Annotated in this window: 6 protein-coding genes and 1 pseudogene; 5 read left to right on the top strand and 2 right to left on the bottom strand. The window is 70.2% G+C overall.

The features are described 5' to 3' along the window. Together AB0L56_RS31435 and AB0L56_RS31430 are read left to right on the top strand one after the other, a co-directional pair. A pseudogene (locus tag AB0L56_RS31435) lies at positions 1 to 130 on the top strand (NAD-dependent dehydratase); the annotation flags it as partial. A 149-nt stretch (positions 131 to 279) separates the two neighbouring features. Then, positions 280 to 600, top strand: a complete 321-nt coding sequence (locus tag AB0L56_RS31430; RefSeq protein WP_361028237.1) for a DUF2795 domain-containing protein — start codon at positions 280 to 282, stop codon at positions 598 to 600. Positions 601 to 653: 53 nt separating this feature from the next. Here the strand turns inward: AB0L56_RS31430 and AB0L56_RS31425 are convergent, their stop codons facing one another. Next, positions 654 to 2078, bottom strand: a complete 1425-nt coding sequence (locus tag AB0L56_RS31425) for an NAD-dependent succinate-semialdehyde dehydrogenase (protein ID WP_365429531.1) — start codon at positions 2076 to 2078, stop codon at positions 654 to 656. A 144-nt stretch (positions 2079 to 2222) separates the two neighbouring features. On the opposite strand from AB0L56_RS31425, the gene AB0L56_RS31420 reads away from it, so the two are divergent. Next, complete coding sequence (locus AB0L56_RS31420) at positions 2223 to 2603, top strand: DUF2267 domain-containing protein (RefSeq protein ID WP_361028243.1); 381 nt, start codon at positions 2223 to 2225, stop codon at positions 2601 to 2603. Here the strand turns inward: AB0L56_RS31420 and AB0L56_RS31415 are convergent. Beyond that, positions 2600 to 2977 (bottom strand): DUF2267 domain-containing protein, encoded by a 378-nt coding sequence (locus tag AB0L56_RS31415; protein ID WP_361028246.1) that lies wholly within the window; start codon positions 2975 to 2977, stop codon positions 2600 to 2602. The genes AB0L56_RS31420 and AB0L56_RS31415 overlap by 4 nt on opposite strands. 669 nt (positions 2978 to 3646) lie before the next feature. On the opposite strand from AB0L56_RS31415, the gene uvrA reads away from it, so the two are divergent. Both uvrA and AB0L56_RS31405 read left to right on the top strand, forming a co-directional pair. Then, entirely contained in the window at positions 3647 to 6115 is a 2469-nt protein-coding gene (gene uvrA, locus AB0L56_RS31410) for an excinuclease ABC subunit UvrA (RefSeq protein WP_365429526.1), read from the top strand. Positions 6116 to 6290: 175 nt separating this feature from the next. Then, a partial coding sequence (locus AB0L56_RS31405) for an NAD(P)H-binding protein (RefSeq protein ID WP_365429534.1) occupies positions 6291 to 6440 on the top strand: 150 nt, incomplete at its 3' end.

The following is a 6440-nucleotide window of genomic DNA, read 5'->3' as shown; positions in this document are numbered from 1 at the left end:
GCCGCGCGATGACGTGGCTGCGGTGCTCGCCGCTCTGCTCCACGAGCCCAGGACCGCCGGGCGCATCCTCGAACTGATCAGCGGATCCACCCCGGCCGACGAGGCGGTACGCGCCGTCGCCGGCGGCTGACGCCCAGCGAGCACCAGTCCGATGCCTCCTCGCGGCCGGGCGAGGGTGCGCGCGAAAGCGGGAAATCCGCCGGGTCGATGAGGTGAATGAGCGGCCCCTGGCGGTTACCCGGGTGGCCAGAATCCCGATTCCGATGAGGAGAAGGCGCCATGACTCACAGTACGAGCGCCCGGGATGTGGTGAAGGCCCTCAAGGATGTCGACTTCCCCGCCGGCAAGGACACGCTGATCGAAGCGGCCAGCCGGTCGGGCGCCTCGCCGGACATCATCAAGGCGCTGCGCGGCATCCCGCCCGAGCAGTACGCCAACCGGGAAGAGGTGGCCCGGTCGGTCCGCGTGGACCCCGTCTCCGACCTCGGGTTGAGCCCGGCACAGCGAGCCGAGCAGGCCCGGGAGCGCGGCAGGCCGGGACAGTCCCAGCATCTGCGCGACGTGCCGAAACCGCCGGTCGAGGAGGAGCTGGACCGCTGACGGCCGGGCCGCTCGGTATGCCGGTCGCCCCATCAGCGGGTGAGCGAACGCAGTCAGCCCAGTACTTCCTCGATCGGGGCGTCGGCGTCCACGTAGCGCACGAGCTTGCGGTTCGCGAATTCCACGATGCCCACGTCGCCGAGTTCGCGCCCGTAGCCGGAGCGCTTGATGCCACCGAAGGGCAGCTCCGGTCGGGACGCGGTCGGGTGGTTGATCCACACCATGCCTGCCTCCAGCCGGTCCGCGACTCCGCGAGCACGTTCCGGGTCGGCGGCGAAGACCGCGCCTCCCAGGCCGTAGGGGGAGGTGTTGGCCAGTGCCACGGCCTCGTCCTCGTCGGCGACCCGGTAGACCGTGGCGACGGGCCCGAAGAGCTCTTCCCGGTAGGCCCGCATGTCCGGTGTGACGTCGCTGAGAAGGGTCGGCTCGACGAAGGCGCCCGGCAGGTCGGGCCGCCCGCCGCCCAGCACCACCGTGGCCCCCTTGTCCACCGCGTCACGAACCTGCTCCATCAGGAGTTCGGCCGCGGCCTCGGAGGACAGCGGGCCGAGCGTGGTCGCGGGGTCGGCCGGATCTCCCGGTTGCACCTCGCTCATCCGGTCACGCAGCCCGCTGACGAAGGCGTCGTAGACATCGGCAAGGGCGATGAAGCGCTTGGCCGCCACGCAGCACTGCCCGGTGTTGCCCATCCGGGCGAGGAACGCGGCGTACACGGTGCGCTCGAGGTTGTGATCGTCCAGCACGATGAAGGGATCGCTGCCACCCAGCTCGAGGACGGACTTCTTGACATTGCGGCCGGCGATCTCGCCCAGGCTCACGCCCGCCCGCTCGCTTCCGGTGAGTGACGCTCCCTGCACTCGGGAGTCATCGATGATCCTCCCGACGTCTCGGCCCCGCACGAAAAGATTGGTGTAGACCCCGGTCGGCACACCCGCATCCGCGAACAGCTGCTCGAGTGCCAGTGCGGACTGGGGGCAGCTGCTCGCGTGCTTGAGCAGGATCGTGTTGCCGAGGACGAGGTTCGGACCCGCGAATCGGACGACCTGGTACAGCGGGAAGTTCCACGGCATCACACCGAGAAGGACGCCGAGCGGCTCGTTCACCAGCACGGCCATGCCCTCGGGCACCGGCAGGGGTCGTTCTTCCAGCAACGCGGGGCCGTGCTCCCCGTAGTAGATGAGGATGTCGGACGCGAGGTCGACCTCTGCACGGCTCGAGTCGATCAGCTTGCCGACCTCAAGGGTCAGGAGGTGCGCCAGTTCCTCCTTGCGCTCCCTCATGAGCCGGCCGGCACGTTGCACGAGGGCCCCACGGTCGGCCGTCGACCGGGCACGCCAGTCCGGAAAGCTGCGGTGCGCCGCGTCCATCGCGCGCTCCACGTCCTCCGCGCTCAGCGCCGGGAACTCCCGAACCCTTTCACCGGTGTACGGGTTGACCGAGGCAATGGGGCTTGCCTGGGCAGTGACATGGGCGTCCATGACGCCTCCCTGGAGTCGGGACGCCTCGGGTTTCCACGCCCGGACCCGCTCACACATGCGCGAGCGGGCGCGGGCCGGGTCGGTATGACAGGCTTGCAGGGGGTCCGCGCTGTTTGTCGCAAGACCAGCGAAGGAGGACGACGCATGGATGAGCAGGAATTCTTCCGTACCGTCGCCGAGCGCACCGGACTGAGCCGGCAGGAGGCGGCGGACCTGACCTGGGCCACGCTCGAGACGCTCGCCCACAGGCTGAGCCCGGGGGAGGCCAGGGACCTGACCATCGAGCTCCCCCGGGGCCTCGCGGAGGCGGTGCGCCGGGGAACCACGGATCGCATCGAGCGCTTCGGCCACTACGACAGCGTGCGGCGCGTGGCCGAACGCACCATGCTCAAGGAGGACGAAGCCGACCGGGGTGTGCGGACCGTACTCGCTGTGCTCCGTCAGGCGATCAGCGAGAAGGAGTTCAATGACCTGATGTCGCAGCTCGGAACGGACTTCTCCCGGGCCGCCGAATCCGCCGGCTAGCTCGGGGCGCCGACGAGGGCCTCGAAGTCCCGGGGCAGCTGGGACATCACCTGGCGGAACTCGCCACTACTGACCGCGTCTTTGATGGTGCTGAGTTCGGCCCGTACGCCCTCCCGGGCCTCGTCCGGGCTCACCCCGGCTCGCATGCTCACCCGATTGATGAACTCGTCAAGGCCGAAGGCCTCGGCCTCCGGAGTGGGAGAGACCAGCGGTTCCTTCAGCGGCTTGGGCAGTTCGGACGCGAGGTCTTCCGCCTCACCCCTGGTGAGCCGCTCGGCCAGGGTTTCCAGGGTGGCACGGGTGAGGGGCTCCGCCTTCTCCGGGGGGACAGGGGCGCGCCGGGTGACGGTGTCCATGAAGGTGTTGTAGTCCATGAGCCGTTCCCTTTCCGAAGCTTTCCAACTGCCTCAGCACAGGCCATCTCCATGCTCCGGATGCGGGCCACACCCTGCCTGCTCCCGACGGGCGGAAAAGCGGCGGGCCCCATGAACCTCCGAGCACAAGTGCAGACGGTTTCCGCCACGGCAACACGTGCCCGTGTAGAGTGAACACCGCCCTTTACCTGCACAAAGCAGGCGGGGAGCCGTCTTCCCTCTCGCCGGCTGGCCCTGCGATCGCGGGTGCCCACAGGATGCCCCGAGGTAACACCGACACCGCGTGACACGCTGGCCCCTGCCAGCAGGTGCAGGCGGTACGGTCAGACATCGTCGTCGTCCCCCGTGCAGGGCCTGTTCCACCACCGGGCCACACGGTCGCGTGCGCCACCGCGAACACCAGCTCCGCGCCTCCCTCGGTCGGCACCGCACGCCCCGCTCCGGTGTCCTGCCACGGAGCGCGCAGGCAGGGGGCAGGCGAAGGCCCCGACTGGTTCGGGGATCCCCAGTCGGGGCCGATCGAGAGCGGGCGAGAAGGGCGGTCGCCTCGCGGCGGGGGCTCCATAAGGCTTCAGCCGAACGCTCGCCCTCAGGGGCAAAGGGTGTGAGCAGAGCCCGGCGACGGCCGCCTGTCGCGCGGTTCGCGGCGCGATCAGGTAATCAGGAACGGTGAACAAGGGCGCGAATGACCCCTTCGTGCGTGTCCGGGGCGCCAGTGAGAACAACCTGCGGAACATCGACGTCGACGTTCCGCGGGACGCGATGGTCGCCTTCACCGGCGTCTCCGGTTCGGGCAAGTCCTCGCTTGCGTTCGGCACACTCTACGCGGAGGCCCAGCGGCGCTACTTCGAGTCCGTAGCACCGTACGCCCGAAGGCTGTTGCAGCAGGTCGGCGCACCGCACGTGCAGGAAATCACCGGACTGCCACCGGCCGTGGCCCTTCAGCAGCGACGCGGGTCGCCCAGCTCGCGCTCGACGGTCGGCACCATCACCACGCTGTCCAATCTGGTGCGCATGCTGTACTCCCGCGCCGGCACCTATCCGCCCGGGGCCGAACGGCTGGAAGCCGAGTCGTTCTCACCCAACACCGCGGCCGGCGCCTGCCCGGAGTGCCACGGACTGGGCGTCGTGCACGACGTCGCCGAGGACCTGCTCGTCCCGGACCCCTCGCTGAGCATCCGTGAGGGCGCGATCGCCGCCTGGCCGGGCGCCTGGCAGGGCGCCAACCTGCGCAGTGTCGTGAGAGGCCTGGGGATCGACATCGACCGACCGTGGCGCAGGCTCAGGAAGAAGGACCGGGACTGGCTGCTGTACACGGACGAGCAGCCCTCCGTGTACATCGAGCCGGAGGAGGACCGCGTCGACTACGGCTACCAGGGCAAGTTCTGGAGCGCCCGCAAGCACGTCATGCACGTCCTCGCCGACTCCAAGAGCGAGAGGATGCGCGAACGGGCGCTCCGGTTCGTCAGGAGTGTGCCCTGCCCCGCCTGTCACGGCAGCGGACTGCGGCCCGAGGCGCTCGCCGTGACCTTCGCCGGACGTTCCATCGCCGAGATCAACGCGATGCCGCTCACCGAGGTCGTGGTGCTGCTGCGGCCCGTCGCGGGGCGGTCCGAGGCCGACGCCACCACGTCGACCGCCCGATCCGGGGAGACGACCGAGGTCGCGGTCCGGATCTGCGGCGATCTGGTCGCGCGGATCGACGTACTGCTCGACCTGGGCCTCGGATATCTCAGCCTCGGGCGCCGCTCGACGACCCTGTCACCCGGAGAGGCGCAGCGCCTGCGGATCGCCACCCAGCTGCGCTCGGGGCTGTTCGGCGTCGTCTACGTCCTCGACGAACCCTCCGCGGGCCTGCACCCGGCTGACGCGGAACCGCTGCTGGACGTGCTGGACCGCCTCAAGGCGGGGGGCAACTCGCTGTTCGTCGTGGAGCACGACATGGACGTCGTACGGCGGGCGGACTGGGTGGTCGACATTGGCCCCGGCGCGGGCGAGGGCGGCGGACGCGTGCTGTACAGCGGCCCGGTCGCCGGTCTTGAGCGGGTCGGGAAGTCGGCCACGAGCCAGTACTTGTTCGGCCGCGCCCAGCCGCTCGATCACCGCCGGCGCACACCGCACGGCTGGCTGCACCTGCGCGGCGTCTCCCGCCACAATCTGCGCGACGTGTCCGTCGACGTACCGCTCTGCGTACTGACGGCGGTGACGGGCGTGTCCGGTTCCGGAAAGTCGACGCTGGTGACACAGGTACTCGCCGAGGTCGTTCGCGGCCACCTCGGACTCGTACCCGAGGAGCCGGACGAGGCGCAACTGGAGGTCGACGTCCAGGACGCGTCGGGGGTCGAGTCGTTCGACCGGCTGGTCCTGGTCGACCAGCGGCCCATCGGGCGAACTCCCCGGTCCAACCTGGCCACGTACACGGGGATGTTCGACGCGGTGCGCAAGCTGTACGCGGCGACGGACGAGGCCAGGGCGCGCGGCTACTCGGCCGGGCGGTTCTCCTTCAACGTGCCCGAAGGGCGGTGCGAGACCTGCCAGGGCGAAGGATTCGTCGCGGTGGAACTGCTGTTCCTGCCCGGCACCTACGCGCCGTGCCCGACCTGCCGGGGCGCCCGGTACAACGCCGAAACGCTGGAAGTCACCTACCGCGGCAAGAACATCGCGGAAGTACTGGCGCTGTCCGTCGACGCCGCCGCCACGTTCCTGTCCGCCGTCCCAGCCGCCTCCCGCAGTTTGGAGACGTTGCGGGACGTGGGCCTGGGGTACCTACGGCTGGGCCAGCCCGCGACGGAACTCAGCGGCGGTGAGGCGCAACGCATCAAACTGGCCACCGAACTGCAGCGAGCCCGACGCGGGCACGCGCTCTACCTGCTCGACGAGCCGACGGCGGGGCTGCACCCCTCGGACATCGCGCTGCTGCTGCGACAGCTGCACCGGCTCGTCGATGCCGGCAACACGGTCGTCCTCGTCGAACACGACCTGGACACCATCGCCACCGCCGACTGGATCATTGACCTCGGTCCGGGCGGCGGTGACGCGGGCGGGCGGGTGGTCGCGTCGGGCCCGCCGGACAAGGTGGCGAGGGCCCGCCGCAGCGCCACCGCACCCTATCTCGCGGCCCGGCTCGCGCGCTCCTGACGACAGCATCGCGATCGCGAATCCCCGAGCACCTGCGGCCCGACCCGGTGGCCGGGTGGTCTCGCGCACCAGCGCGGTGCCCGAGTACGCCGACTTTGCGGCAACCGCGCGACCTGACCTGCCGCGGCCGTCCCGCCGCCCGGCGTGAGCGGTCGCGTGGGGCAAGAATGAGCCCATGCACACTGTGATCGCGGGTGGACACGGAAAGATCGCGCGCCGGCTGACCCGGGTGCTCTCGGCGCGCGGCGACAACGTCACAGGGCTGATCCGCAACCCGGACCACGCAGACGACCTGCGCGCGGACGGTGCGGAACCGGTGGTGTGC

Source organism: Streptomyces sp. NPDC052079, assembly GCF_040680275.1.
Lineage (GTDB): Bacteria > Actinomycetota > Actinomycetes > Streptomycetales > Streptomycetaceae > Streptomyces.
Note: the sequence above shows the minus strand (reverse complement) of the source record. Positions and strands in the feature narration are given on the sequence as shown.